25 protein-coding genes and 2 pseudogenes are annotated in these 26,467 nt (G+C 38.9%); 21 read left to right on the top strand and 6 right to left on the bottom strand.

The features are described from left to right. From H346_RS0105855 to pepV, 4 genes are all read left to right on the top strand, one after another. Positions 1 to 220, top strand: a 220-nt coding sequence (locus H346_RS0105855) for an LPXTG cell wall anchor domain-containing protein (RefSeq protein WP_027970270.1), incomplete at its 5' end; no start/stop codon positions are given. A 524-nt stretch (positions 221 to 744) separates the two neighbouring features. After that, positions 745 to 2,520: an excinuclease ABC subunit UvrC gene (uvrC, locus tag H346_RS0105850; RefSeq protein WP_027970269.1), complete on the top strand. Its 1,776-nt coding sequence runs from the start codon at positions 745 to 747 to the stop codon at positions 2,518 to 2,520. A 104-nt stretch (positions 2,521 to 2,624) separates the two neighbouring features. Further along, positions 2,625 to 3,227, top strand: a complete 603-nt coding sequence (locus H346_RS0105845) for a nitroreductase family protein (protein WP_027970268.1) — start codon at positions 2,625 to 2,627, stop codon at positions 3,225 to 3,227. An 81-nt stretch (positions 3,228 to 3,308) separates the two neighbouring features. Beyond that, the gene (gene pepV, locus H346_RS0105840; RefSeq protein WP_027970267.1) at positions 3,309 to 4,718 is read left to right on the top strand and encodes a dipeptidase PepV; all 1,410 of its coding nucleotides are present in this window, start codon (positions 3,309 to 3,311) and stop codon (positions 4,716 to 4,718) included. Positions 4,719 to 4,948: 230 nt separating this feature from the next. Here the strand turns inward: pepV and mnmE are convergent, their stop codons facing one another. Next, the gene (gene mnmE, locus H346_RS0105835) at positions 4,949 to 6,325 is read right to left on the bottom strand and encodes a tRNA uridine-5-carboxymethylaminomethyl(34) synthesis GTPase MnmE (RefSeq protein ID WP_027970266.1); all 1,377 of its coding nucleotides are present in this window, start codon (positions 6,323 to 6,325) and stop codon (positions 4,949 to 4,951) included. 360 nt (positions 6,326 to 6,685) lie between these two features. Here mnmE and H346_RS10950 point away from each other — a divergent pair, with 360 nt between their 5' ends. Then, complete coding sequence (locus H346_RS10950) at positions 6,686 to 8,149, top strand: LPXTG cell wall anchor domain-containing protein (RefSeq protein WP_051188361.1); 1,464 nt, start codon at positions 6,686 to 6,688, stop codon at positions 8,147 to 8,149. Positions 8,150 to 8,181: 32 nt separating this feature from the next. Here H346_RS10950 and H346_RS10945 read toward each other — a convergent pair whose 3' ends face one another. Next, on the bottom strand, positions 8,182 to 8,316 hold the full coding sequence (locus H346_RS10945; protein WP_279614480.1) for a hypothetical protein: 135 nt from the start codon (positions 8,314 to 8,316) through the stop codon (positions 8,182 to 8,184). 66 nt (positions 8,317 to 8,382) lie between these two features. On the opposite strand from H346_RS10945, the gene rpiA reads away from it, so the two are divergent. The 5 genes and pseudogenes from rpiA to H346_RS10260 form a co-directional block, all read left to right on the top strand. Further along, a complete protein-coding gene (gene rpiA / locus H346_RS0105825) occupies positions 8,383 to 9,066 on the top strand; it encodes a ribose-5-phosphate isomerase RpiA (protein ID WP_027970265.1) in 684 nt (227 codons plus the stop codon). A 76-nt stretch (positions 9,067 to 9,142) separates the two neighbouring features. Next, a complete protein-coding gene (locus H346_RS0105820) occupies positions 9,143 to 10,354 on the top strand; it encodes a phosphopentomutase (protein ID WP_027970264.1) in 1,212 nt (403 codons plus the stop codon). 426 nt (positions 10,355 to 10,780) lie between these two features. Next, on the top strand, positions 10,781 to 11,590 hold the full coding sequence (locus H346_RS0105815; RefSeq protein ID WP_027970263.1) for a purine-nucleoside phosphorylase: 810 nt from the start codon (positions 10,781 to 10,783) through the stop codon (positions 11,588 to 11,590). Between the two features lie 153 nt (positions 11,591 to 11,743). After that, positions 11,744 to 12,457, top strand: a complete 714-nt coding sequence (deoD, locus tag H346_RS0105810; RefSeq protein WP_027970262.1) for a purine-nucleoside phosphorylase — start codon at positions 11,744 to 11,746, stop codon at positions 12,455 to 12,457. Further along, positions 12,450 to 12,960 (top strand): annotated as a pseudogene (locus H346_RS10260) (LytR family transcriptional regulator); the annotation flags it as partial. The gene deoD and the pseudogene H346_RS10260, both read left to right, overlap by 8 nt. A 63-nt stretch (positions 12,961 to 13,023) precedes the next feature. On the opposite strand, the pseudogene H346_RS0105800 reads toward H346_RS10260, so the two are convergent. Together H346_RS0105800 and H346_RS0105795 are read right to left on the bottom strand one after the other, a co-directional pair. Beyond that, positions 13,024 to 13,257, bottom strand: a pseudogene (locus H346_RS0105800) (IS110 family transposase); the annotation flags it as partial. Positions 13,258 to 13,641: 384 nt separating this feature from the next. Beyond that, on the bottom strand, positions 13,642 to 14,559 hold the full coding sequence (locus H346_RS0105795; RefSeq protein WP_027970259.1) for a LysR family transcriptional regulator: 918 nt from the start codon (positions 14,557 to 14,559) through the stop codon (positions 13,642 to 13,644). A 221-nt stretch (positions 14,560 to 14,780) separates the two neighbouring features. Between H346_RS0105795 and H346_RS0105790 the strand changes: the two genes are divergently transcribed. The 11 genes from H346_RS0105790 to H346_RS0105740 all read left to right on the top strand — a co-directional run bounded on the left by H346_RS0105790 (position 14,781) and on the right by H346_RS0105740 (position 23,986). After that, positions 14,781 to 15,323, top strand: a complete 543-nt coding sequence (locus H346_RS0105790) for a hypothetical protein (RefSeq protein WP_027970258.1) — start codon at positions 14,781 to 14,783, stop codon at positions 15,321 to 15,323. Between the two features lie 217 nt (positions 15,324 to 15,540). Next, a complete protein-coding gene (gene pyrF / locus H346_RS0105785; protein ID WP_027970257.1) occupies positions 15,541 to 16,245 on the top strand; it encodes an orotidine-5'-phosphate decarboxylase in 705 nt (234 codons plus the stop codon). Beyond that, positions 16,226 to 16,558 carry an inorganic diphosphatase gene (locus H346_RS0105780; protein WP_027970256.1) on the top strand — a complete coding sequence of 111 codons (333 nt, stop codon included), beginning with the start codon at positions 16,226 to 16,228 and terminating at the stop codon, positions 16,556 to 16,558. The genes pyrF and H346_RS0105780 overlap by 20 nt, the downstream gene beginning before the upstream one ends. 5 nt (positions 16,559 to 16,563) lie before the next feature. Next, entirely contained in the window at positions 16,564 to 17,193 is a 630-nt protein-coding gene (gene pyrE, locus H346_RS0105775) for an orotate phosphoribosyltransferase (RefSeq protein ID WP_027970255.1), read from the top strand. Positions 17,194 to 17,217: 24 nt separating this feature from the next. Next, positions 17,218 to 17,961 carry a GNAT family N-acetyltransferase gene (locus tag H346_RS0105770; RefSeq protein WP_027970254.1) on the top strand — a complete coding sequence of 248 codons (744 nt, stop codon included), beginning with the start codon at positions 17,218 to 17,220 and terminating at the stop codon, positions 17,959 to 17,961. 150 nt (positions 17,962 to 18,111) lie between these two features. Then, positions 18,112 to 19,566, top strand: coding sequence for an amidase (locus H346_RS0105765; RefSeq protein WP_027970253.1), 1,455 nt, complete (start codon positions 18,112 to 18,114; stop codon positions 19,564 to 19,566). A gap of 120 nt (positions 19,567 to 19,686) precedes the next feature. Then, positions 19,687 to 20,550, top strand: coding sequence for a transporter substrate-binding domain-containing protein (locus H346_RS0105760; protein ID WP_027970252.1), 864 nt, complete (start codon positions 19,687 to 19,689; stop codon positions 20,548 to 20,550). 28 nt (positions 20,551 to 20,578) lie between these two features. Next, complete coding sequence (locus tag H346_RS0105755; RefSeq protein ID WP_027970251.1) at positions 20,579 to 21,229, top strand: amino acid ABC transporter permease; 651 nt, start codon at positions 20,579 to 20,581, stop codon at positions 21,227 to 21,229. A gap of 146 nt (positions 21,230 to 21,375) precedes the next feature. Then, positions 21,376 to 21,783 (top strand): GNAT family N-acetyltransferase, encoded by a 408-nt coding sequence (locus H346_RS0105750; protein WP_027970250.1) that lies wholly within the window; start codon positions 21,376 to 21,378, stop codon positions 21,781 to 21,783. Positions 21,784 to 21,794: 11 nt separating this feature from the next. Beyond that, entirely contained in the window at positions 21,795 to 22,448 is a 654-nt protein-coding gene (locus H346_RS0105745) for a uracil-DNA glycosylase (protein WP_027970249.1), read from the top strand. Positions 22,449 to 22,717: 269 nt separating this feature from the next. Then, positions 22,718 to 23,986 (top strand): dihydroorotase, encoded by a 1,269-nt coding sequence (locus H346_RS0105740; RefSeq protein ID WP_027970248.1) that lies wholly within the window; start codon positions 22,718 to 22,720, stop codon positions 23,984 to 23,986. Positions 23,987 to 24,268: 282 nt separating this feature from the next. Here the strand turns inward: H346_RS0105740 and gatD are convergent, their stop codons facing one another. Together gatD and murT are read right to left on the bottom strand one after the other, a co-directional pair. After that, a complete protein-coding gene (gene gatD, locus H346_RS0105735) occupies positions 24,269 to 25,048 on the bottom strand; it encodes a lipid II isoglutaminyl synthase subunit GatD (protein ID WP_027970247.1) in 780 nt (259 codons plus the stop codon). After that, the gene (gene murT, locus H346_RS0105730; protein ID WP_027970246.1) at positions 25,048 to 26,391 is read right to left on the bottom strand and encodes a lipid II isoglutaminyl synthase subunit MurT; all 1,344 of its coding nucleotides are present in this window, start codon (positions 26,389 to 26,391) and stop codon (positions 25,048 to 25,050) included. The genes gatD and murT overlap by 1 nt, the downstream gene beginning before the upstream one ends. Positions 26,392 to 26,467 lie beyond the last annotated feature (76 nt).

Here is a 26,467-nt window from a genome sequence, read left to right as displayed (position 1 = left end):
GGTTGATGTGACGGTTAAGGTTGTAGATCCACGTACAGATGCGGATAAGAACGATCCAAAAGTGACACCTATGCTGTCAAATACTGGAAAAACTGCGATTAGTGAGGCTAAAAAATTGCCTGCTACTGGTGATAATGGAAGCCAATTCTTTAATGTTGCCGCTTTAGCGATTATTGCTTCAATAGGTTTATTAAGTACTGGCAAGAAAAAGGAAGATTAATCATTTGACCTAAAATGTCATTAAACTTTTCTCCAGTACTACTGGTGTAATTACTCTAATAAGGTATTTAAAATCTCTCTCCATATAATTTTAAATAGTATTATAGTATTTATTAGAGTAATGTAATCAAGTTATTTTCTTGATTACAAGGCTGTGAGACAAATTCTATTGGAATTTGTCTCCTATTTTTTATAATGACTAAAATCAATAACAACACCTTAACAGAGAAATCTTAAAAAAGATCTCATCGCTTTTTGTGATGGGATTTTTTGTTACTAATAGTCTTACTTAACTTATCATGACAATAGCAGGAAAGCAATAGTATTGATGTATCTAAGAGATTGCATAAGATCATAGTATTGATACTGGTCCAATGTTCTTAAATGGCAGATAAGAGACAATCGGTGGTGTCCATAGAAATTTACTTTATCGCTAGGTCTCATGTGTCTAGAGATTATAAAAAAGGAGAAATTAGTGATTTCTTTTTGAGGGTCAAATCGATGAAAATTTGATAAAATAAGGACATGAATGAACTGATTAAACATAAACTAGAGCTTTTGCCTAATAGTCCCGGTTGCTATTTGCATAAAAATAAAAATGGAAGCATTATTTATGTTGGTAAGGCGAAGAATTTAAGGAATCGTGTCCGTTCTTATTTTCGGGGAAGTCATGATACCAAAACAGAATTATTGGTGTCTGAAATTGCAGATTTTGAAGTTATTGTCACGGAATCAAATATCGAGGCACTTCTGTTAGAAATCAATTTGATTCAAGAGAACATGCCCAAGTACAATATTAAATTAAAAGATGACAAATCTTACCCTTTTATCAAAATCACTAATGACCTCTATCCTCGCTTGCTCATTACGAGACAAATTAAGAAAAATGACGGTTTATATTTTGGTCCTTATCCGGATTCCTATGCCGCCAATGAGGTTAAAAAATTACTTGATAGGATTTTTCCCTTTAAGAAATGTAAAAACCCAGTCAATAAAGTATGTTTTTATTACCATTTAGGTCAATGTCATGCCCATACGATTTGCCACACAGATAGAGCTTACTGGGATGGTTTGGTTGAAGACGTCAAACAGTTTTTAAATGGCAAAGACGACAAAATTATTGAGAGCTTGCGCTGTAAAATGCTAGTAGCCTCTGAAAAAATGGCATTTGAGCAAGCAGCAGAATACCGTGATTTGATCTCTGGAATTGCGACTATGCGAACTAAACAACGGGTGATGAGCAAGGATTTGCAAGACCGTGATATTTTTGGCTATTTTGTTGATAAGGGCTGGATGTGTGTCCAGGTTTTCTTTGTTCGTCAAGGGAAATTGATCCAGCGGGATGTCAATATGTTTCCTTACTATAACGATGCGGAAGAAGATTTTTTAACCTATATGGGACAATTCTACCGTGATAAGCATCATTTTATTCCCAAAGAAGTTTTTATTCCAACAGCTATTGACGATCAACTAGTTGCTGCTATTGTACCAACAAAGATTATCAAACCACAACGAGGTGAGAAAAAACAATTGGTGGCGCTCGCAACCAAGAATGCACGCGTCAGTCTCCAACAGAAATTTGATCTTTTAGAAAAAGATGTCAAAAAAACCAGTGGAGCAGTTGACAATCTAGGCCATTTGCTCGGAATTTCTAAACCTGTACGGATTGAGGCTTTTGACAATTCTAATATCCAAGGAACCAACCCAGTTGCAGCCATGATTGTTTTTGTTAATGGCAAACCAAGCAAAAAAGATTATCGTAAATTTAAAATCAAAACAGTTGTAGGACCTGATGATTATGCTAGTATGCGTGAAGTGATCTACCGCAGGTATAGTCGTGTGAAAAATGAGGGGCTACAGGAACCAGATTTAATTATCATTGATGGGGGGCAAGGGCAAGTCAATGTGGCACGAGATGTGATTGAAAACCAACTCGGGCTTAGAATTCCGATTGCCGGGCTTCGGAAAAACGACAAGCACCAAACCCACGAATTGCTTTTTGGAAATCCTCTTGAAGTGGTGGCTTTGCAGCGTCATTCAGAAGAATTTTTCTTATTGCAACGCATTCAAGATGAGGTTCACCGTTTTGCAATAACTTTTCACAGGCAACTACGCAGCAAGAATTCATTCTCTTCGAAGCTGGATCATATTCCAGGACTTGGACCAAAGCGTAAGCAAATTCTTCTCAAACACTTTAAAACCATCACAGCTATTACGACAGCCAGTCGTGAAGAGATTCAAGAACTTGGTATTCCTAAAACAGTTGCAGAAGCCATCAAGCAATATATGGCGAGCGATTAAATAAGACAGTCGTTTGAAAATTGTCATTTTTAAGAGGTCATAACTTCTTTTTATGGTAAAATGAAAAGGTATCAAAAATCAGAATTAGATAGGATGTTTTTTAGATGAAATTTCTAGAATTGAACAAAAAACGACATGCCATTAAAACCTTTAATGATAAGCCTGTTGACTACGAGGATTTACGAACAGCTATTGAGATTGCGACCCTAGCTCCAAGTGCTAATAATATTCAACCATGGAAATTTGTTGTTGTTCAGGACAAAAAAGCGGAACTTGCCAAGGATTTACCATTAGCCAATAAACGTCAGGTAGAGCAAGCACAGTACGTTGTCGCACTTTTTTCTGATACTGATTTGGCTTTACGCTCGCGTAAAATTGCTCGGATCGGTGTTAAATCATTGCCAGATGATTTAATTGGTTACTATATGGAGACTCTACCACCACGTTTTGCCTCTTTTAATGATGTACAGACGGGTGAGTATTTGGCGATTAATGCTGGTATTGTTGCGATGAATTTAGTGCTTGCTTTGACTGACCAGAAGATTGCATCAAATATAATTCTTGGCTTTGACAAATCAGCAACCAATGCTATTTTAAATATTGATCCGCGCTTTCGTCCAGAATTATTGATTACAGTAGGCTATAGTGATGACAAACCAGACCCTAGCTATCGTTTACCAGTGGATGAAGTCATTGAAAGACGGTAAAGATGCATTCCTGTTTGGTCAGTCATAACTTTTAATCGTTATAGGTGATAGGATAAAAGCTAAATTGTAAAGGAGAATATGATGACAACAATTAATTTTAAAGCAGAAGTTGATAAACGCAAAGAAGCCATGTTAGCGGACTTGATTGATTTATTACGCATTCGTTCTGAACGTGATGACAGCCTTTCTGATGAAAAGCATCCCTTTGGTCCTGGTCCAGTTAAGGCCTTAGAGCATTTCTTGGCAATGGCGGAACGTGACGGTTATCAAACTCGCAATATTGATAATTATGTTGGTGACTTTGAATTTGGTCAAGGAGATGAAGTTTTAGGCATTTTTGCTCATCTTGATGTGGTGCCGGCCGGCAGTGGTTGGGATACGGATCCTTATGAGCCAGTGATTAAAGGCGACCGGATTTACGCACGAGGCTCTTCTGATGATAAAGGACCTACAATGGCTTGTTACTATGCTCTTAAGATTATTAAAGAATTAGGGCTTCCTGTCTCTAAAAGAGTACGCTTCATTGTTGGTACAGACGAAGAGTCCGGTTGGGGTGATATGGATTATTATTTTGCCCATAATGGCTTGAAAGATCCTGACTTTGGTTTCTCACCAGATGCAGAGTTTCCGATTATTAATGGTGAAAAAGGCAATATCACCGAATACCTTCATTTTGCCGGTGCCAATACGGGTGCTTTTGTCTTGCACCGCTTTGAAGGTGGTCTGCGTGAAAATATGGTTCCTGAGTCAGCAACTGCGCTGATTACAGCACCGCATGCCCTCGATATTCTTGAAGCAGCTTTAGAACAATTTTTATCTGAGCATGGTGTTGCAGGTTCTGTTATAGAATCTGATGGTCAGTTTGAAGTGACAATTATTGGTAAGTCTGCTCACGGGTCAACTCCAGAAGCGGGAATTAATGGAGCGACACTCCTGGCTAAATTCTTGACTCAGTTTACTTTTGAAGGGGCTGCTAGAGATTATTTACATGTAGCAGGTGACGTACTTCATGAGGATTTTGCAGCTGAAAAACTTGGTCTTGCTTATGCTGATGATCGTATGGGTACCTTGAGCATGAATGCTGGTGTTTTTAAATTTGATAACCGCTCAGAAGATAATACCATTGCCTTAAATTTCCGCTATCCAAAAGGAACTGATGCCGCTACCCTTAAAGCCGGTCTTGAGAAACTTCCTGGTTTAACAAAAGTGACTCTTTCTGAGCATGAGCATATTCCTCACTATGTGCCAATGGAGGATGAGCTTGTGTCAACTTTACTTGCGGTTTATGAAAAACAAACAGGACTCAAAGGTTATGAACAAGTTATTGGTGGGGGCACTTTTGGACGCTTGCTTGATCGTGGTGTCGCCTTTGGTGCCATGTTCCCAGGTGATGAAAATACCATGCACCAAGCCAATGAATACATGCCATTAGAAAATATTTATCGCTCGGCGGCTATTTACGCTGAAGCTATTTATGAATTGATTAAATAGCCCAAAAAGAAACTTCTCTGAGTTTCTTAGAATGTCCATAATATTTATAAACAAGTCCATTTTATGAGAAAACAAAAAACGATACTAACTCCTAGAAGTGTTGCCATATCAACATTTCTAGGAGTTTTCACTTATCCTGTGGATAGAAAAAAGATTGAAGAAATTAACTCAAGGTGAGATTTCCTTCAATCTAATTTGTTTGACTTATTTTGAGGGAGAGGGAAGCAATTTTATTTTCCAAGACAAAATTGGCTAAATAATTGGGTAATGAGCTCATCTGGAGCAGCATCACCTGTGATTTCTCCCAAAATTTCCCATGTTTTTGTTAAATCGATTTGTAATAAATCAACTGGCATGCCAAGAACCAAACCTTCATTAACAGCTTCTAGACTTTGGATAGCTTTTTCAATGAGAGAAATATGGCGAGCATTTGATAAATAGGTTGCATCTTGCTCGACTAATCCAGCATTGTCAAAGAAGAGTTGATGGATACGGTGTTCAATTTGTTCAATATTGTGGTTGGTTAAAACAGAGATAGGAATAGCCTCTTCTGGCAGTTCTTCTAATGAAATGACCTGCTCTAAGTCAGTTTTGTTTAGCAGAATAATGCGATTGCTGTCTTGGCTGAGAGCCAACAAAGCCCTATCTTGATCAGTTAATTGTTCAGAAGCATTGAGAACAAGTAAGACAAGATCAGCTTCTTGTAAGGCTTTTTTCGACCGTTCGACACCGATTTGTTCTACCAAATCATTGGTTTCTCTAATTCCAGCAGTATCAATTAATTTGAGCGGGACACCGTTAATATTGACATATTCTTCAATGACATCACGAGTTGTTCCAGCAATATTAGTAACAATCGCTTTTTCTTCACGTAACAAATTGTTGAGAAGACTGGATTTTCCAACATTTGGGCGTCCAATAATAGCAGTTGATAAACCTTCACGTAAAATTTTCCCTCGTTTTGCTGTTCGTAGGAGATTTTCCAGCAGACTTTGAAATTCTTGGGTTTTCTCACGTAGTAGGGCAGTTGTCATTTCTTCGACATCATCGTATTCAGGATAGTCAATATTGACCTCAACCTGCGCCAAGGTGTTTAAGATTTCTTGGCGGGTATGATTGATGAGTTGAGATAGTGAACCATCTAGTTGCTTTACAGCAATAGTCATCGCTTTATCGGTTTTGGCGCGAATAATATCCATGACAGCCTCGGCTTGTGTCAAGTCTACACGACCATTTAAGAAGGCTCGTTTCGTGAATTCACCCGGCTCAGCCATTCGTGCTCCTTGACGAATCAGTAGTTGTAAAATTTCATTAGTAACCGCAACACCACCGTGGGTATTTACCTCAATCACATCTTCACGGGTAAAGGTTTTAGGGGCTAACATAACGGAAACCATGACCTCATCAATAATATCACCTGTTTTGGGATCAATGATATGCCCGTAATTAATGGTGTGTGAAGCCACGTGATTTAAATCCTTGCCTTTAAAAACCGATTTAGCGATAGCGAGGGCATCAGTTCCTGATAGGCGAACAATGCCAATAGCCCCCTCACCAAGGGGTGTTGAAATAGCCGCAATGGTATCAAATTCTTTAGTTATACTCATGTCCTCTATTTTAAAACAAGTCATGCCATAAAGCAAGGTATTACTACAGTACCGTTTAATCGGAATCAAACGCAGATACTAGTATTAGCAGATTACAGTAAAAAACGAGATCTTATATATCTTTTCCTCGTGTTCTTGAATTACGCTTAGGCAATGGGATGGATTATCAAATGAATGTGGTTTTACTGAAATAGACCGTTTTTCAAAACACATTTTTACCCCCCCCCCCCCGAAAAAAAGGATTCTTCTATTTTGTGCCGCTTATTTATTTTATATAATTATTTAGTAAAAATTATTAGAGATTACTTGCGGTTAAATGTGAGTAATTTTTGATTAAAGTGAATTAAAGGAGAGATTGTTTTGAAAAAAAGACATATTAACAAATTAGCCTGCCGTTACGGCTTAACCTCAGCTGCCGTTTTGTTAATGGCTGTGGGGACAACCGTGCAGGCAAGTAGTTCTGAAGTTGTTGGTAGGGTTGATGGAGCTATACAGAAGGCTATTTCTGAGGGAACTGGGATGCCACAAGTGGCGAAGATGTTACAATCAGGTCGAACAGGTGGTGCTTTAGGAAATGATTGGACCACAGGTAGTATCAAGAAGTATTTAGAGGAATTAGAAAAATACTTAAATAAACTATTTACTGCCTATGGTACTGTTGGTATGACTGTTCATGAGGCATTAAAGGAGTTAGAGAAAAGACCAGGAGTTCCTGGTAAACAAGGTCCGAAAGGTGACACCGGTCCACGTGGAGAGCGAGGACCAAAAGGCGAAACTGGTGCTAAAGGAGAAACCGGACCACAGGGACCAGCAGGGCAGCCTGGTGCCAAGGGAGATCGTGGTGAAAGAGGGGAAGCTGGTCCAGCTGGACAAGACGGAAAAGATGGTGCCCAAGGTGAGCGCGGTGAACAAGGTCTAAAAGGTGAGAAAGGAGAGAAAGGCGAACGCGGTGAACAAGGTCTAAAAGGTGACAAAGGAGATCCTGGAGAAGTCGGACCAAAAGGCGATAAAGGTGACCAAGGAATCCAAGGAGAAACTGGTCCAATGGGACCTCAAGGAGAGCAAGGACCTAAAGGTGATACTGGTCAAGCTGGCAAAGATGGTGCTAAAGGCGAAAAAGGAGATAAAGGAGACGCCGGAGCAGCTGGTCGAGATGGACTAGATGGTAAAGACGGCAAAGACGGTGCCCAAGGTGAGCGCGGGGAACAAGGTCCGAAAGGTGACAAAGGAGATACCGGGGCAACAGGACCAGTAGGTCCTAAAGGAGATCCTGGAGAAGTCGGACCAAAAGGCGATAAAGGCGACCAAGGAATCCAAGGAGAAACTGGACCAATGGGACCTCAAGGACCAAAAGGAGATCAAGGGGAGCAAGGATCTAAGGGTGAAAAAGGCGACAAGGGCGATACTGGTGCTCCAGCTGTGCCAGAAGTTCCTCAAAAACCTGAGGTTCCAAATCAACCAGAAGAACAACCAAAGAAACCTGAGGTTCCAAGCCAACCAGAAGAACAACCAAAGACTCCTGAGGTTCCAAGCCAACCAGAAGAACAACCAAAAAAACCTGAAGTTCCAAGTCAACCTCAAACTCCAGAAGTAAAACCAACCCCACAGGTGACCCCTTCTGAAAGCCAAAAAGGGGCTGGCACTTCACAGGTTCAAACCCCACATCAGGAACAAAAACTGGCTAAACCAGTTGTTAACTCTACATCAGTAAAACACTTGCCAGCTACTGGCGAAACCACTAACCCATTCTTCACAGCGGCAGCGGTTGCAGTGATGACTAGTGCGGGGCTACTTACTCTATCTGCTAAATATAGAGAATACTAATCTTTTTTCAAAAATAAAACCAAAATACAGTTTTAGAAAGACAGATCAAGCAAGGTCTGTCTTTTTGGGTTTTCATTGATAGTTGAGAGCAACACTGCTTTGGTGTAAGACAACAAACCAATCGCTACGGATACATCAGAAATGATAATAAAATCAGATATTTTCATTAACAAGTTGGCGCTTTCATGGTATAATAAAATCCTAGGACACAATGATGACATTAAGGAGGAATCATGGAAGCGCTAAAAAAAGTTGCTGGTGTCACAGCTGCGCAATATGTGACAGATGGCATGACCGTTGGACTTGGTACGGGGTCGACAGCCTACTATTTTGTTGAAGAAATTGGCCGTCGTGTTAACGAAGAGGGATTACAGATTGTTGGTGTAACGACTTCGAGTGTGACAACCAAACAGGCAGAAAACCTAGGTATTCCTTTGAAATCGGTAGATGATATTGATAGCATTGACCTCACCGTTGATGGTGCCGACGAAGTTGACAAAGACTTTAATGGTATCAAAGGTGGTGGAGCAGCCTTATTGATGGAAAAAATCGTCGCAACACCGACAAAAGAATACATCTGGGTTGTTGATGCGTCTAAAATGGTAGAGCATTTGGGTGCCTTTAAATTACCTGTCGAAGTTGTTCAGTATGGTGCTGACAGATTGTTCCGTGTCTTTGAAAAAGCTGGCTACAAACCTTCTTTCCGAATGAAAGGTAAGGATCGTCTTGTGACTGACATGAAAAATTATATTATTGACCTTGATTTGGGGTGCATTGAGGATCCAGTGGCTTTTGGTCATTTGTTGGATGAGACCGTTGGTGTTGTTGAGCACGGTCTTTTTAATGGCATGGTTGATAAAGTAATTGTAGCAAGCAAAGATGGGGTTACTGTTTTAGAAGCCCCAAAAGCAGTCTAGTCCTAGCTTTAACAGTGTTAAAAATATTTTATAGGTTTTAGGGAGCTAACCGTAACCTCCCTTAGATTGGAGACTTATGTCAAAATTTAATCGTATTCACTTAGTTGTTTTAGACTCTGTCGGTATTGGTGCAGCACCGGATTCTGACAAATTCTTTAATGCAGGTGTAGCTGATACGGATTCTGACACACTCGGTCATATTTCAGAAACGGTAGGTTTGTCTGTTCCTAATATGGCAAAAATTGGTCTTGGAAATATCCCTCGTCCAGTTCCCCTAAAGACAGTTCCAGTAGAAGAAACTCCTACTGGTTATGTCACCAAATTGGAAGAAGTATCTCTTGGTAAAGACACCATGACAGGTCACTGGGAAATCATGGGCTTGAACATTACAGAACCATTTGATACCTTTTGGAATGGTTTCCCCGAAGAGATTCTTACTAAAATTGAAGAGTTTTCTGGTCGTAAGATTATTCGTGAGGCTAATAAACCTTATTCAGGAACTGCGGTCATTGATGACTTTGGTCCACGACAAATGGAAACTGGTGAATTGATTGTTTACACATCAGCTGACCCAGTGCTTCAAATTGCAGCTCACGAAGACATTATTCCTGTTGAGGAGCTTTATAAGATTTGTGAATACGCACGTTCCATCACCCTTGAACGTCCTGCTCTTTTAGGTCGTATCATTGCACGTCCTTATGTTGGGGAAGTAGGAAATTTCACTCGTACGTCCAATCGTCATGACTATGCGGTTTCTCCTTTCCAAGACACTGTTTTGAATAAATTAGCTGACGCTGGTGTACCAACTTACGCTGTTGGTAAGATTAATGACATTTTCAATGGTTCCGGAATTACCAACGATATGGGACACAATAAGTCAAATAGTCATGGGGTTGATACCTTAATCAAGACCCTTCAATTACCTGAATTTACAAAAGGATTTTCATTTACGAACTTAGTTGATTTTGATGCTAATTTTGGTCATCGCCGCGATCCAGAAGGTTATCGCGATTGTTTGCATGAGTTTGACAAGCGTTTACCTGAAATTATTGCTAATATGAAAGAAGATGACTTACTTCTTATTACTGCTGATCATGGTAATGATCCAACATATGCAGGTACTGACCATACACGTGAATATATTCCATTATTAGCGTATTCCGCATCCTTTACAGGAACAGGAGTTATTCCACAAGGTCATTTTGCGGATATTTCAGCAACTGTTGCGGAGAACTTTGGTGTTAGTACCGCTATGATCGGAAAATCGTTCCTAAATCATTTAATTTAAGAAAGACATTGCTTTGTTGTGGAAGAAATCATCAGTTATCATAAGCCCTAACTGCGGAAAATATCCCGCCATGTTTGGATTATGACTCGACATGTAGGAATTGAGCCAATAGTTATCGACGGCTTGTAGCTACCATCGATCTGTTAAAAGCTAGTTGAGCTTTTTCAAGGGATGAGATTGACGGTATGAGAGTTTTTGAAAGTAACTGTTGATCATCATGCATGGGTTAGCTGATTATCAGTTTCAGAAGAAGCCTAGAGGCTATAATGATTGATCCTCTAATCAATCGTCCTTATTTCGAGCAAAGGAATGAAACGTTGTCAGCTTTTTGAGAGATTTTTGGAGATTCTTCCAGTTACTTTTTCTAGCTCTTTTGTGAAAAAGGATAGAGAGATTATTACCCCCATTTTGTAGAAGGAGAAATTTATGACATTAATGACGAAAATTATTGAAACAAAAGACTTTTTAGCAGCTAAAGGTGTGATTGCACCAGAATTTGGCTTGATTCTTGGATCAGGTCTAGGGGAATTGGCTGAAGAAGTTGACAATGCGATTGTGATTGACTACGCTGATATTCCAAACTGGGGCAAATCAACAGTGGTTGGTCATGCTGGGAAATTAGTGTATGGTGATTTGGCAGGTCGTAAAGTGCTCGCTTTGCAAGGTCGCTTCCATTTTTATGAAGGAAACTCACTTGATGTGGTGACATTCCCTGTTCGTGTCATGAAAGCTCTTGGTTGTGAGGGTGTCCTTGTAACCAATGCAGCGGGTGGGATTAGCTACGGTCCAGGTACTTTGATGGCTATCACAGACCATATTAATATGACCGGAAATAACCCACTAATTGGAGAAAACTTAGATGATTTTGGTCCACGTTTCCCAGATATGTCAGATGCCTATACAGCAACTTACCGTGAGAAAGCCCACGAAGTCGCTGAAAAAATGAGCATTAAGCTAGAAGATGGTGTTTATATGGGGTTAACTGGTCCTACTTATGAAACACCAGCAGAAATTCGTGCTTTTAAGGTATTGGGAGCAGATGCAGTAGGGATGTCAACGGTTCCAGAAGTTATCGTTGCAGCACATTCAGGGCTTAAAGTGTTGGGGATTTCAGCCATTACTAATTTTGCAGCTGGTTTCCAATCAGAATTGAACCACGAAGAAGTGGTTGAAGTGACACAACAGATCAAAGAGGATTTCAAAGGTCTTGTCAAGGCTATTCTTTCTGAATTGTAATTTAAGAGGTCTGATTAAGAATGACACATGATTAAAGATGTAAACTGAAAAGAATACAGATTTCGATTTCTTTATTCACCAAGATTATCCAAACAAAAAAGAAAGGACAGGGAGCTGAGTTTGTTAAAGCTACAGCTCTTTGTATCGTAACTGATGTCTATTCATATCTCTGCTGCCAAAGGTGATATTGCGGATAAAATTCTCCTTCCGGGAGATCCTTTACGTGCTAAATTTATTGCGGAAAATTTTTTGGAAGATGCTGTCTGTTTTAATGAAGTTCGTAATATGTTTGGCTATACTGGATTTTACAAAGGCCACCGTGTTTCTGTTATGGGGACGGGAATGGGGATGCCTTCTATTTCGATTTATGCCCGTGAATTGATTGTTGACTATGGGGTTAAAACATTAATTCGTGTAGGGACGGCAGGTGCTATTGATCCTGATGTTCATGTGCGTGAATTGGTGCTTGCACAAGCAGCAGCAACTAATTCAAACATTATTCGTAATGATTTCCCAGAGTTTGATTTTCCCCAAATTGCTGATTTTGGCTTGCTTGACAAAGCTTATCATATTGCTAAAGAGATGGGGATAACAGTTCACCTTGGCAACGTGCTTTCTTCTGATACCTTTTATTCTAATATGCCTGAACGTCATATGGCTCTTGGAAAAATGGGGGTCAAAGCTATTGAAATGGAAGCTGCCGCTCTTTATTATTTAGCTGCGAAATATGGTGTTAAAGCACTTGGAATCATGACGATTTCTGATAATTTGAATGATCCCACAGAGGACACAACTGCTGCAGAACGTCAAACAACTTTTACGGATATGATGATGGTTGGCTTGGAAACTTTAATTACAAATGACTGATAAAAATACGATAGGCATCCTTTTGGATGTCTATGCTTATAATCACGCTTTTAACATTGCAAGAACGTTACCAGATTTTCCTAAACAGGCTCTTTATTTATTGGAAATGTTAAAGGAACGGCGTGAATTAAATCTGGCCTACCTTTTTGAGCATACACTAGAAAATAGACAGATTGAGGGGAAATACCATTGCCAATTATATCTTAGATTTAGAAGTTAAGGTTAAAAATGGAGAAATTATTGATTTTGTCAGATCAGTATCGCTAATTCTTTATCGTCTTTTTTTAAGGTGAATACAGGCAGAAATCCCTAATTTTAATGACTATATTGTTGATTCCAAGAATGATCAATATGACACTTGGAATTTTCAAGCGATGGGAAATGCCAATCATGACCTGTTCAATGCTTATCTTTCTAAAAAACAAGTTCGGAATGTGACGACGAGAAGTGTGGTGGATTTATTAGTATTATCCTCGTTACCTAAAGATGTTAAAACATTAGTTCTTTAGAAGACGATGTATAGAGGCAATCGTATGTGGCTTAGTTGAAGCTATCTAGCTGCTTCCTTCTAAGGGATTAAGACGTGAATAAGCGCAGCCATTGTTCTCGAGAAAGCAAGAATAGACGCCTGTTGTCTCAAAGACAATCTTAGGGGTTTGGACAGAGTTCAAGTCACTCAGAAGACGGTTGAAACCGATGGCGTCATTAGACATGGTATAGCCATGAACCTTCTCGCCATTGATTACTATAGCTACTTCTGAACTTGCTTTACTCACATCAATCCCAAATACTGCACGCATGATATTACCTGGTTTGTCTTGAATGATTTCATGTTTTAGTGATTTCATTTTCAATACGCGACGTCAAGCGTTCCACATACTTTGATAAAATTCTACCTAAAATAGGTGCCTTGCCAGTTTATTTTACGACGTCAAGCGCCTAAAGGACCTACGACTTAACAAGACACCTCTCCTTTAACACAAAGAAAAAGTCGTGAGTACTCTCTCCCATCGGAGAATTCCTCTCTACTAATATTAGTATGTTTAGTTTGATCAGATGAATGCTATCATTGAAATGGCATTAGGAATTGAATAGCCCATTGCCGCGTTTAATTAGGTTAAAAATAAAAAAACATGCTAAAATGGATGCCGTGATGGCAGTTTTAGCGTGTTTTTAAAGTGTTCCTAGGTAATGTCCTTATCAAATGCAACCTCTTCTAGGAGATACTTGATAAAATGTTCCCCCATTTTTGATAGGTTAGCCTTTTCATGTTTGATAAAAACAATGTCAATCTTATCAGGAACGTCAAGCGGGATAGCGACAATCTGATCACCATTTAGGTTACTGTTTAAAACACCACTAGCAACGGTGTAGCCATCTAACCCAATCATCAGATTAAAGAGGGTTGCTCGGTCACTGACAACAATAGATTTATTGTGAGGCATTTGCGCCATCATTTCTTCTGAAAAATAAAAGGAATTATGGATGCCTTGATCGTAACTAAGGTAAGGAAAATCTTTCAAATCTTCCGTAGTTAAGAGCGTTTTACTGGCGAGAGGATTAGATTTGCTGACAAAAATATGAGGATTGGTCTTGAATAAGGTTGATGCCGTTAGGTGGCTGTCTTCAAACAGTTTTGTTAATACATCTCGGTTATAGTCATTAATAAAAAGCACTCCAATTTCAGAGCGGAAGTTTTTGACATCTTCGATAATTTCCCAAGTCCTTGTTTCACGTAAAAAGAGTTCGTACTGGGTCATATCGGTCCGCTTTAAGAGTGACACAAAAGCATTTACCACAAAGGCATAATGTTGGGAAGAGACGCTGAATAATTCTCGGCTGGTATTGTTGTTTTTGTATCGGTCTTCTAAAAGAGAGGTTTGTTCGATAATTTGTCTCGCATAAGAGAGAAATTCTACACCATCCTTAGTCAAGGTAATGCCTTTGGGATTTCGGATAAAAATGGTAATTCCCATCTCAGTTTCCAAATCTTTAACCGCATTTGAAAGACTAGGTTGCGTAATAAATAATTGCTTGGCAGCTTCACTCATAGAGCCACACTCAACAATTTTGATAATGTAATGTAATTGTTGGATTCTCATAGCTACAGTCTATCTTAAAACATTTAAAGAAGCAAGTGTAAATCGTTCATCAACTGGTTGATTTTGATCCCTTATTTTTAAAAATAGTTTGGGCTTTAACCTTAAAAAAACGGGCAAGTTTTGGGGCATCGTTTCAGCAATTTCATTGCCCTTTTATTTTTCTTGTGTTATATTAATAGTATTAACAATTGTGTTTTTTCTAATCAAAGGGCGGTGGTCGTGTGGATGTAACTGAACAAAGTAGTCATCAAATCTTAATCCAAAAATTATTGGTCAGTATTCACTATTTGACTCTTTTTCGAGATGAATTGAAGCTGGTTGAAAGGACCCCATCCATACTTGGAGGAGAATTTCCTGCACATTTGGTTCAGGCAGAATTGGGTGACATTGTTGCGGCTATTGATGCTTTAGACAAACAACAGCGCTTAATTGAGTCTACTTTTTGGTATGAAGAATCTGCTTTTAAGTTGATGAATAAAACGCTTGACATCGTTGATAATTGGATTAAAGGTGTTGATGGTCTGATTAATCGTTGTCAATCAAAAGAAGTTTTTCAGGCGATTATAGGAGATAAACGCATTCGTGTCTTTGGTGTTTTGATCGATGTTTTTTCATCTTTAAAAATTAGCGCCCTATCACTCAAGGAGCTTCCTGTGCCAGAAATGCTCTATGATCATATTAAAAAGGTAAATTTGGAAGAGGAAGCCTTTATCAAACATTACCAAAGTCCCAAAGCTATTTTGGCTGAAATGACAAACGACTGATTAAATCTTTTTGGGAGGGGGGGTAAGTGGTTGACTTCTTTTGTTAAAAAAGATACAATAATTAAAATTACATAAAACCTTTAAATGGCGTCCAGAGAGGCGAATAAGGCACATAAGATAAAAAGAGAGGGTTCTCTCTTGGTTTGATGTTACCTCGTTTCTTTGGAAGCGAGGTTTTTAATTGCTTGAGAAAAGCTAGTCACAGAAAGGATAGGTTATGCGTGAAGAATGTCCTATTATCGCTTTAGATTTTTCGTCATTTGATGAGGTCAAGTCTTTTCTTTCTCTTTTTCCGTCTGAGGAAACATTATACGTTAAAGTTGGTATGGAACTTTACTATGCTTGTGGTTCTGACGTTGTTCATTATGTGAAAGGCTTGGGGCATCGTATTTTCTTGGACTTGAAACTCCATGACATTCCAAATACGGTTCGCTCTGCCATGGTGGTGTTGGCAAAGCTTGGTGTTGATATGACGACTGTTCACGCTGCCGGTGGGGTCGAAATGATGAAAGCTGCGCGTGACGGATTGGGAGAAAAACCAACCTTGATTGCAGTGACCCAATTAACCTCTACATCTGAGGAACAAATGCAGGCTGACCAAAATATTCAAACAAGCCTTGCTGACTCTGTTTTAAACTACGCACGTAAAACAGCAGAAGCTGGTCTAGATGGTGTGGTTTGCTCTGCCCATGAGGTGGCTCGTATCAAAGAAGCAACCTCAAAAGAGTTTGTTTGTCTGACACCAGGAATCCGTCCTGCGGGTTCTGCTATTGGTGACCAAAAACGCATCATGACGCCATCTGATGCACGCTTTATTGGATCTGACTATATTGTTGTTGGTCGTCCCATCACACAGGCAGAAAATCCAGTCTTAGCCTATCAAATGATTAGAGAGGAATGGAATGCCCAGAAAACAATTTGAAGCAATCGTTGATAGACCTATTGGTTATCAGGACCAATATGGCAATCATTACCCCATTAATTATGGCTATATTCCCAATAGGTTGGCAGGAGATGGTGAAGAACAAGATGTGTATATCATTTCTCAACAGGTAAATCAGCCTTTACAGAATTTTCAAGGAGAACTAGTTGCCATTATTCATCGTGAAGATGATGTGGAGGATAAGTGGGTTTTGACATCACCAAACGAACAGATTACTATTGAAACGATCCAGTTACAAACCTATTTTTTGGAACAGTATTTTACATCAACTATTGAACTTTTGGAGGAATAAATGTGATGACATTAGCAGCACAAATCGCAGCAGATTTACTAGATATCAAGGCTGTGTATCTTAAACCTGAAGAACCGTTTACTTGGGCATCAGGGATCAAATCACCAATTTATACGGATAACCGGATCACCCTTTCTTACCCTGAAACACGTCTCTTGATTGAAAATGGTTTTGTTGATAAAATCAAAGAAGTTTTCCCAGAGGTTGAAATCATTGCTGGGACAGCAACGGCAGGTATTCCGCATGGGGCCATTGTTGCAGACAAGATGAACTTACCATTTGCTTATATTCGTTCTAAACCAAAGGATCATGGGGCTGGAAATCAAATCGAAGGACGAGTAACCAAAGGACAAAAAATGGTTATTATTGAAGATTTGATTTCAACAGGTGGCTCAGTTCTTGATGCTGTTGCAGCTGCAAAACGTGAAGGGGGAGATGTCCTTGGTGTGGTTGCTATTTTTACCTATGAACTATCAAAGGCAGAAAAGAATTTTGCAAGTGCTGGGGTAAAACTGGTCACCTTGTCAAACTATACAGAACTCATCAAAGTTGCTAACATTCAAGGCTATATCACAGCTGATGGTTTGCAACTCTTGAAAAAATTTAAAGAAAACCAAGAGACATGGCTAGACTAAGTCTCTTTCTAAGAGGAGAAAATAGTGAGTTATAAAACGTTAATGGAAAGTGGTGAGCCAGTTTTTAAAGAAACGGTTCGTTACAAGTACTTCAAAAATGCAGTGACCTCTGAGTGCTATTTTTCAAACTATATTAGCTATAAACATATGCCTTCACTCCATGACTTCAAGAGAGACATGGCTTATTTGGCAGCAGAGCAGATGGACTACCATTCAGATTATTCTTTCGTCTTTTTTGCGGAAAATGCAGAGCTGACTGAGGAACTCAGCCATTACCTTAAAGAAACGGACTTTAAGCTTGAAAAGCATATCATCTTTACCAATTTGTTAGTCAATCTAAAGCTTGTACCAAGGGCTGTAGAAGGCGTGTCGATTGTGCTTTTGGATGAGACCCGTCTGGATGCCTATGTGGCTATGAAATATCGACAGGCACTTCAGTATGGTCAACTTTATGCAGATCAGATGAAGGCAGATACTCAAACAAATCTCTTAGAGAATGGTTCTAAGGTTTATTTGGCTATAAAAGATGACGAGATTATTGGTGATGTGACAGCTTGGTTCTTCGATGACTATGTGGAGATTGATGACTTTTTTGTTGATGAAGCCTATCGTGGTCAAGGGATTGGAACGTCTCTTCAGTGGGAAGCTAGTCGTGGATTTGAGAAGGTCATTTTGATTTCTGAAGAGGAAAATCGTGCCATGTATGAGCACCAAGGTTATCAAGAAGTGGCTTATTATTGGACGGCTCTAAGATCACCTAGAAGCTAGAAAACACAAGGGAACAAAGCAAATCTTGTTCCCTATTTTGATAACCTTAAGACGAATAAACCATTTGTTAGAACTGTTTTTGATGGTAGTTTTCTTTCATTTGTGATTAAATAAAATGGCTTATAGAAAGAATCAGAGAGGAAATCAATCATGACGGTTAATGATGCCACTGCTATGGCTATGGCAGTGCGTTCTGGCGCTCTTAGTCCGGTAGAGCTTGTAAAAGAAACAATTCAAAAAGCTCGAAAATGCAATCCAAATATAAATGCTATTACTTCGGAGCGCTTTGAATTAGCCCTTGAAGAAGCTAGTCAGAGAGAATTTTCAGATGAACCCTTTGCCGGCGTGCCGATTTTTTTGAAAGATTTAGGGCAAGAGCAAAAAGGAGAGTTATCAACGTCAGGATCTCATTTATTCAAGGATTACAGGGCAAATAAAACTGATTTTTTTGTGGAAAGATTAGAAAAACTTGGGTTTATTATTTTAGGACGTTCTAACACACCTGAATTTGGATTTAAAAATATTAGTGATAGCCGCTTACATGGTCCAGTTAATTTACCGAGAGATAGAACCCGAAATGCTGGAGGGTCTTCTGGTGGAGCGGCAGCCCTGGTATCTTCTGGAATTAGTCAACTGGCTCCTGCTAGTGATGGCGGTGGTTCTATTCGGATTCCAGCTTCTTTCAATGGTCTCATTGGATTGAAGCCAAGTAGAGGTAGGATGCCTGTTGGTCCGGGATATTATCGAGGTTGGCAAGGTGCATCTGTTCATTTTGCCTTAACAAAGTCAGTTAGAGACACAAGAAATCTGCTTTACCATTTGCAGGTGGAACAAATGGAAAGCCCTTTTCCACTGGCAACATTATCAAAAGAAAAACTCTTTAGGTCACTGGATAGGCCATTGAGAATTGCTTTTTATGATCGTTTAATCAATGGAAAACCAGTGTCAGATGATACTCAAGAAGCCTTGGCACAAGCGATACAGTGGTTAACTTCAAAAGGGCATCAACTTGTTTCATTGAATACTTTTCCTTTAAAGATGACGGAAGTCATTAGAAGTTATTATATGATGAATGGTGTTGAGACAGCCGCGATGTTTGCAGAGATTGAAAACTCTTTAGGACGTCTTGTGACACAAGATGATATGGAGACCATGACTTGGGCTATTTATCAGTCGGGTAAAAGCATTCCAGCATGGCAGTATTCCCAAGTACTTCAAAAGTGGGATGCTTATAGTGCATCTATGGCTAGCTTTCATAAAAATTATGATTTGTTGCTGACCTTTACAACCGATACACCAGCCCCTAAGCATGGTGTTTTGGTTCCCGACTCTGATTTAATGGGTCAGTTAGCCCATGCCGAAACTTTTAGCAGTGAAGAGCGATTAAATTTAGTAGAAGCGATGTTTGACAAGAGTTTAGCAATTAATCCCTATACTGCTCTCCCTAATTTGACTGGGCAGCCTGCAATTAGTTTGCCAACTTATGAAACCAAGGAAGGCTTACCGATGGGGATTCAACTGATAGCGGCTAAGGGAAGAGAAGACTTATTGTTAGCAATAGCAGAACAGTTTGAAACACAGGGACTATTGAAGGTGCCAGATTAATTATATTATAAAACAGAGTGACTCTATTATAGATTAGCTTTTCAAGTGTTGTGAGCGTTAACAATGAACTTCAGCGTACTTGGATGTTATACTATCCTTATGCTAAAAAAAGGAGTCATTATGAAGAAATCAGTTACCTTACTTTCTATCGGTCTAGTTAGTCTTTTATTAACAGCGTGTGCTTCACATAAATCACAAAAATCAAGCTGGGATAGGGTTAAAGAAAAAGGGGTTTTAAAAGTAGCAACCCCTGGAACTTACCAACCAACTTCTTTCTATAATGATAAGAATGAACTTGTTGGCTATGAAGTGGACATGGTTAAAGAAATCGGAAAACGACTTGACATTAAAGTCAAATTTGTTGAAACAGGGTTTGATCAAGCTTTTACCTCAGTTGATAGTGGTCGTGTTGATATTTCCCTTAATAATTTTGACATTACGCCAAAACGCCAAAAAAAGTATAACATTTCTACACCATATAAATATGGGGTCGGTGGCATGATTGTACGTGCTGACGGGACTTCAAATTTATCTAAAGCAGACCTTAGTGACTGGAAGGGCAAAAAAGCAGCAGGCGCTTCTGGAACAGAATACATGAAAGTTGCTAAAAAACAAGGGGCTGAATTAGTCACTTATGATAATGTGACAGGTGATGTTTACCTTAATGATGTGGCTAATGGCAGAACTGACTTCATTCCTAATGACTACCCTGCTCAAAAACTTTTTGTGGATTACATGACTTCACAGAATCCAAAGCTTAATGTGAAAATGAGCGATGTTCAATACAATCCAACAGAACAAGGAATTGTGATGAGCAAGAAAGATGATAGTCTCAAGAAAAAAATTGATGCTGTTATCAATGACATGAAAAAAGATGGTAGTTTGAAAAAAATCTCAAAAACCTACTATGCTGGGCAAGATTTGACTAAACCCTTTGGTAAAGACAAGAAAATACCAGTTATTGATACAAGTGGTGTTGATTAAGAGAAAGTGTTAAAGGAGTCCGAATAAAATGATTAACATCACCTTAATGTTAAACAATTTAGGATTTGTGTTAATGGGTTTACCTTATACCATAGGGATTTCTTTGCTTAGTTTTTTTACAGGGCTTTTAATGGGTCTGTTATTAGCTTTGCTAGGGCGTTCAAATCGCCTGTTTGTGCGTTATGTCGTGAGCGCCTATATTTCTATAATGCGTGGTGTTCCGATGATGGTTGTTCTCTTTGTGCTTTATTTTGGGTTACCCTATTATGGTGTAGAATTACCTGCCTTACTATGTGCCTATATTGGCTTTTCGTTGGTTAGTGCAGCTTACATTTCAGAAGTTTTTCGCTCATCGATAGAAGCTATTGATAAAGGGCAATGGGAAGCAGCTACAGCTCTGGGGCTACCTTATTCTACCGTGGTGAAAAAAATTATCCTTCCACAGGCTTTTCGCATTGCTATACCACCTTTAGGAAATGTTATCATTGATATGGTAAAAAGTTCATCGTTGGCTGCCATGATTACCGTACCAGATATTTTCCAAAATGCTAAAATTATTGGTGGTAGAGAATGGGATTACATGTCCATGTATGTTTTGATTGCCTTTATCTATTGGTTGATCACTTTTCTAATAGAATGTTCCCAAGAATTCTTAGAAAAAAAGCTGGCGTTAACTTAAAGTAGTATGAAAGACGAATATTAACCTTGAAAATAGATTATTTTCAAGGTTTTTCTAGTGAAAATATGCTAAACTAGAAAGGAAATTAATAAGTGATGACTTATGAGTACTATCAAAATGTTACGTTTCAGTAAGGGAGGAAAATGATGACAGATACCTTTTTATTTCGACAAGTTCAAAGCATTTCAGTGGAAGCTTTTTCAAATCTCCTAAACGTATCGGGTATTAATAGACCAGTTGATGATATTGCTAGACTTACTAAAATGTTAGAGCACTCCAATTATATTTGGACTGCCTGGGATGAAGGGCATTTAATTGGAATCGCTCGAGCCTTAACAGATTTTTCATATGTTTGTTATCTTTCGGATTTGGCAGTAGATAAATCTTATCAAGGTCAAGGAGTGGGGAAAAAATTAGTTGAAATGATGTCTCAAAATCTAGGAGAAGATGTAGCGATGGTTTTACTTTCAGCACCATCAGCTTTGGAATATTATCCTAAATTGGGATTTTTAAAAACAGACAAAGCTTTTATCATTCCACGCAAACCATTTTAGAAAGGAACTTTATGAAACATTCAACTTGGCATGAGAAAATTAAAGTCTTTTTACCAGACCATTATTACGGTCAAATCAATCGTTTTTTAGATGATGTTTATTCATCAGGAGTTGTTTATCCACCTAGAGAAACTGTTTTTAAAGCATTGCAGGCGACACCATTAGAAGAGACTAAAGTCTTGATTTTGGGGCAAGACCCTTATCACGGTCCAAAACAGGCGCAAGGCTTATCTTTTTCTGTTCCAGAAGAGATTCCTGCGCCTCCATCTCTGCAAAATATTTTACAAGAACTTGCTGATGATATTGGGACTCGTGACCATCATGATTTAAGCACTTGGGCGAGTCAAGGGGTGTTGCTTTTGAATGCTTGCTTAACAGTTCCGGCGGGGCGGGCAAATGGGCATGCAGGCTTGATTTGGGAACCTTTTACTGATGCTATCATTAAGGTTTTGAACGAAAAAGACAGTCCAGTTGTCTTTATCTTATGGGGAGCCTATGCAAGAAAGAAAAAAGCCTTGATCAGTAATCCTAGGCATTATGTTATCGAAAGTCCCCATCCAAGCCCCTTGTCATCTTATCGAGGCTTTTTTGGCAGCAAACCTTTTTCAAGAGCCAATGTTATTTTAGCAAAAGAAGGGCTAAGTCCCATTGATTGGTTGAAATAGGAGACGATGATAAACGGCAATTAAGTGTTCTGATTTGAAATTTTGGGTATTTATTGTGGTTTACTGGTATCAACAACACTTAGTCTGACAAGGGATACAGACCATTTAGATAAGCCTGACGACCGGTTAACAAAGTTGTTATTAATTGTCATTGAATCTTCAGTTAGAGGCTAATGTTTCTTGAAGAAGGCTTAGTCTTAACAGAATTTTTCACCTTGGAGAATATTAAAGTGTTGTAAGTAAAAGAGATAAGAGCGAAAGGAGAGAGCATGTTACTCATCAAAAATGGTCGGGTTATGGACCCAAAATCACAACGAGACCAAGTGGCAGATATTCTTATTGATGGCAAACGAATTGTTAAGATAGCCCCAGAAATTAACTGTGAAGAGGCTAAGGTGATTGATGCAAGTGGTCTTATCGTTGCTCCAGGTTTGGTAGATATTCATGTGCATTTTAGAGAACCTGGTCAGACACATAAAGAAGATATTCATACGGGTGCTTTAGCTGCAGCTGCTGGTGGTGTAACAACAGTTGTCATGATGGCAAACACTAACCCTGTTATTTCTGATGTGACAACTTTGCAAGAAGTTTTAACCAGTGCTGCTAAAGAAAAGGTTCATATCTATACCAATGCTAGCGTGACCAAACAGTTTAATGGACAAGAGCTAACGGATTTTAAGGCTTTGCTGGAGGCAGGAGCAGTTAGCTTTTCTGATGATGGCATTCCATTGGAAAACTCTCAAGTGTTAAAAGAAGCATTTGATCTAGCTAATGCTAACCAAACCTTTATTGCGCTCCACGAAGAGGATCCCAAGTTAAATGGTATTCTTGGTTTCAACGAGCATATTGCTAAAGATCAGTTTCATTTTTGTGGGGCAACAGGTGTAGCGGAATATAGTATGATTGCAAGGGACGTTATGATTGCTTATGATAGGCAGGCTCATGTCCACATTCAACATTTGTCTAAGGCTGAGTCTGTTCAAGTAGTTGCCTTTGCTCAGCAATTAGGTGCTAAGGTAACAGCTGAAGTGGCACCACAACATTTCTCCAAAACGGAAGATCTCTTACTCTTAGCAGGTACCAATGCGAAAATGAATCCTCCCTTACGAACAGAAAGAGATCGTTTAGCTGTTATTGAAGGCTTGAAATCTGGTGTGATTTCAATTATTGCCACAGACCATGCACCGCATCATAAAGAGGAAAAAGCAGTTGAGGATATTACCCAAGCGCCATCTGGAATGACTGGATTAGAAACTTCCTTATCACTAGGTCTAACTCACTTAGTTGAACCAGGTCATCTCACGCTCATGTCATTCTTAGAAAAAATGACGCTTAATCCAGCCTCCCTCTATGACTTTGAGGCGGGTTATCTAGCAGAGAATGGTCCAGCAGATTTGGTGATTTTTGCAGATAAAGAGGAGCGTGTCATTACTGAAAACTTTGCCTCAAAAGCGAGTAATTCCCCGTTTATTGGTGAAACCCTCAAAGGAGTTGTTAAATATACGGTTTCAAATGGTCAGATTATCTATCAACAATAAGCGATAAAAAATTACCTTTTAGAATGAACAGTCCTCTTTTGGGGATGCGAGTAAATAGTTTCATTTTTACTAGAAATCAAGAAGAAACCACCGTAATAATCTGGTTATGGATTTGAAGAATTTGGGATATGTTAAAAGCCCGTTTTGCGACGGGCTTTTAACAATGCTAGAGTAAAGCACAACAATCAGTGAACACCTTTAGAATTATAATTAGTGCCCAAATAGTTCATTTTATTATAGGAATTAGATTTTTAAGATTATAATAGGCAAAATGAAGCCCAATCAAGAAATTTTACTTTTAACATCAGCATATTCTTCAGCTACTTCGTTTTTGAGGATTTCCTCATAACTGGCTAGAGAAATCGCAGATCCATATTTTTTTTTGAGTGCTGTTGTCACGAGTCGATAAGCTAAGTTGACATTGCGAGAAAGGATAGGTCCATGGGAATAGCTACCAAAAACATTTTTATAGTGAACGCCTTCGGTTTGGTCTTCTTTGTTATTGCCATTTCCATAAATCACGCGTCCAAGTGGCTTTTCGTCATCGGCTAAGAAGGTACGACCTTGATGATTTTCAAACCCATAATAGGTTTCATTAAATTCATCATTATGAATTTTTATGTCACCGATAAAGCGATTGTTATTTTGATTAAGCGTGTAATGACCTAAGATACCAAGTCCATCAATTTTAACCCCGTTAGCTTGGATATAATATTGTCCCAAGAGTTGGAAGCCGCCACAAATAGCTAGAACGACTTTGTTGTTAGCAATGTAATCAGCAAGTGCAGCTTTTTTAGAGGGAAGGTCTTTGGCAACAATGCTTTGCTCATAATCTTGACCTCCACCAAAAAAAACCATATCATAATGATTTTGAGTGAAAGAATCATTGATTGAAACAATATCAACAGTAACTTTGGCACCTAATTTTTCTGCAACGTACTTGAGCATAAGAACATTGCCATTGTCTCCATAAGTATTCATGAGATTACCATAGAGGTGGGCAATATGAAAGTCGTAGATATAGTCTTGATTTTCGGGAGATTTTAGTGAAGTATAGGTCATTATGCCATCTCCTTTGCAATAATATGACGATCGGCAAGAAGTTCTCGGAATTCTAACATGGCAGTATAGGTTGCTAAAATATACGCATGCTTGCTTTCTTGACTTTCAATCGTTTGTATTATCTCTTCAAGTTTTTCAACTTGTGATATGTTGCTTTCATCAAATCCTGTTACACGAAGGCGTCTAGCCATTTCAGAATGACGAGCACCACCCGTATGGATTTGGGTAATTGGCATCTGGGTAATGAGTTCAAAATTAGCATCCCAGATCCAGCTAGTGTCAATTCCGTCAGCATAATTAGCATTTAATAAGACAGATAAGCTAAAGGGATAATCTGCTAACTGGATCATTTCAAGCGCCTGACTGGTTCCAACAGGGTTTTTAATGAGGACAAGGGTACAAGATTTCTCACCAATTTTAAACGTTTCTTGACGTCCAAAGACTGCTTTACTTTTATTGAAACCTGCCTTGATTTTCTCAGGCGAAACACCGAAAAATTCAGCGACAGCGACAGCGGCGAGGGCGTTATAAATATTATACAGACCACCAACGTTAATTTTATAATCTTGTCCATCAATCATAAATTCAGAATGTTGGTTAGTGATGGCTGTTAGTGCTGTTAATTGATAGTCCAACTGAGGTCTTTGGAAGTGGCAATTTAAGCAAACAAAATCTCCTAAATTAGCATAAGTGTTAAGGCGATACTGAAGAATGCACTCGCATTTTGGGCACAAAATTCCTTCGGTATTGTAATGTGCTAATTGTGGAGCGTGCTTAGCTGTATCAAAACCGTAATATTTGATAGGATTGACCAATTCTTTTGAAGAGAAGATGGGACTGTCGCCATTGGCTAAGATCGTTGCCTCGGGTGCGTTGCTAGCACCGTCTATGATCATTTGATAGGTTGTGTAAATTTCCCCATAGCGATCCATTTGATCCCTAAAGATATTCGTGTAAACAAAAAGGCTCGGTTTTAGGTAGGTCGTGATTCTAGCAAGACTAGCCTCATCAATTTCCAAAACTGCAATTTTTTTACCCGATTTCCCTTTTTTAGCAGCTAAAAAAGTGGAAGTGATTCCTGAAATCATATTGGCACCGCTTGGATTGGTTAGCACCTCTCCAAACGCTTCTTTTAGGATACCAACCGTTAAAGCAGTGGTTAAGGTTTTGCCATTCGTTCCGGTGATGACAATAATTTCATAATCTTTAGCTAGGGTATTCAAGATACTTCTGTCACAGGCTAATGCAAGATGCCCAGGATAGGTAGACCCTCGTCCCATTTTAGTTAAAATCAGTTGAGCAATTTTGCCGGCACTAATACCGAGTAATGTCTTTATTTTCATGCTTATATTTTATCATAAGTTTCTAAATTTTAGATAGAGAAAAACATTATGAATCGTGATATAATGTTATTGGTAT

The organism is Streptococcus castoreus DSM 17536 (assembly GCF_000425025.1).
Lineage (GTDB): Bacteria > Bacillota > Bacilli > Lactobacillales > Streptococcaceae > Streptococcus > Streptococcus castoreus.
This window is presented reverse-complemented; position numbering and strand designations above follow the sequence as displayed.

Bases quoted from the DNA above. Each gene is read 5' to 3' on its own strand.
- deoD (WP_027970262.1), top strand. From the start codon at position 11,744: ATGTCTATTCATATCTCTGCTGCCAAAGGTGATATTGCGGATAAAATT.
- H346_RS10945 (WP_279614480.1), bottom strand. From the start codon at position 8,316: ATGAAAATATCTGATTTTATTATCATTTCTGATGTATCCGTAGCGATT.
- mnmE (WP_027970266.1), bottom strand. From the start codon at position 6,325: ATGAGTATAACTAAAGAATTTGATACCATTGCGGCTATTTCAACACCC.
- H346_RS0105750 (WP_027970250.1), top strand. From the start codon at position 21,376: ATGACAGATACCTTTTTATTTCGACAAGTTCAAAGCATTTCAGTGGAA.
- H346_RS0105845 (WP_027970268.1), top strand. From the start codon at position 2,625: ATGAAATTTCTAGAATTGAACAAAAAACGACATGCCATTAAAACCTTT.
- H346_RS0105815 (WP_027970263.1), top strand. From the start codon at position 10,781: ATGACATTAATGACGAAAATTATTGAAACAAAAGACTTTTTAGCAGCT.
- H346_RS0105740 (WP_027970248.1), top strand. From the start codon at position 22,718: ATGTTACTCATCAAAAATGGTCGGGTTATGGACCCAAAATCACAACGA.
- pyrE (WP_027970255.1), top strand. From the start codon at position 16,564: ATGACATTAGCAGCACAAATCGCAGCAGATTTACTAGATATCAAGGCT.
- uvrC (WP_027970269.1), top strand. From the start codon at position 745: ATGAATGAACTGATTAAACATAAACTAGAGCTTTTGCCTAATAGTCCC.
- H346_RS0105820 (WP_027970264.1), top strand. From the start codon at position 9,143: ATGTCAAAATTTAATCGTATTCACTTAGTTGTTTTAGACTCTGTCGGT.
- pepV (WP_027970267.1), top strand. From the start codon at position 3,309: ATGACAACAATTAATTTTAAAGCAGAAGTTGATAAACGCAAAGAAGCC.
- H346_RS0105795 (WP_027970259.1), bottom strand. From the start codon at position 14,559: ATGAGAATCCAACAATTACATTACATTATCAAAATTGTTGAGTGTGGC.
- pyrF (WP_027970257.1), top strand. From the start codon at position 15,541: ATGCGTGAAGAATGTCCTATTATCGCTTTAGATTTTTCGTCATTTGAT.
- H346_RS0105745 (WP_027970249.1), top strand. From the start codon at position 21,795: ATGAAACATTCAACTTGGCATGAGAAAATTAAAGTCTTTTTACCAGAC.
- H346_RS0105760 (WP_027970252.1), top strand. From the start codon at position 19,687: ATGAAGAAATCAGTTACCTTACTTTCTATCGGTCTAGTTAGTCTTTTA.
- murT (WP_027970246.1), bottom strand. From the start codon at position 26,391: ATGAAAATAAAGACATTACTCGGTATTAGTGCCGGCAAAATTGCTCAA.
- H346_RS0105755 (WP_027970251.1), top strand. From the start codon at position 20,579: ATGATTAACATCACCTTAATGTTAAACAATTTAGGATTTGTGTTAATG.
- gatD (WP_027970247.1), bottom strand. From the start codon at position 25,048: ATGACCTATACTTCACTAAAATCTCCCGAAAATCAAGACTATATCTAC.
- H346_RS0105765 (WP_027970253.1), top strand. From the start codon at position 18,112: ATGACGGTTAATGATGCCACTGCTATGGCTATGGCAGTGCGTTCTGGC.
- H346_RS0105780 (WP_027970256.1), top strand. From the start codon at position 16,226: ATGCCCAGAAAACAATTTGAAGCAATCGTTGATAGACCTATTGGTTAT.
- rpiA (WP_027970265.1), top strand. From the start codon at position 8,383: ATGGAAGCGCTAAAAAAAGTTGCTGGTGTCACAGCTGCGCAATATGTG.